This is a genomic window from Mesorhizobium sp. M8A.F.Ca.ET.181.01.1.1 (genome assembly GCF_004792025.1).
In the GTDB taxonomy this organism is placed as follows: Bacteria; Pseudomonadota; Alphaproteobacteria; order Rhizobiales; family Rhizobiaceae; genus Mesorhizobium.
Window position 1 is genome coordinate 1 of the sequence record NZ_SRTV01000233.1, and the last position, 304, is coordinate 304.

The 304-nt window shown below is 62.5% G+C and carries 1 pseudogene; it reads left to right on the forward strand.

Annotated elements, in window-relative coordinates:
• Window positions 1-304: pseudogene (locus EN824_RS36755) on the forward strand (branched-chain amino acid ABC transporter permease); the annotation flags it as partial.

Sequence of the window (304 nt, forward strand, 5' to 3'; positions counted from 1 at the left end):
GCGGGGGCGGGCCTGTTCGGCGGGCTGTGGGCGGCGGGTTTCATCGGCAGGGTGGTGATGCGGCCGTTAGCGAAAGCCTCTCCCAACGCGGTGACGGTCGCTTCCATCGGGGTGTTGATAGCGATGACGGAAAGTGCAAGGCTGGCCGCCGATACACGGCAATTATGGCTCCCGCCGCTTTTGTCGGAGCCGATACGTTTCTGGGCTGATGGCGGCTTCGCCGTGACGCTGACGCCGATGCAAATGCTGAATACGACGGCCTTCAGCCTGCTCATTTTCGCCGGATCGTTTTATCTTGGCCGCT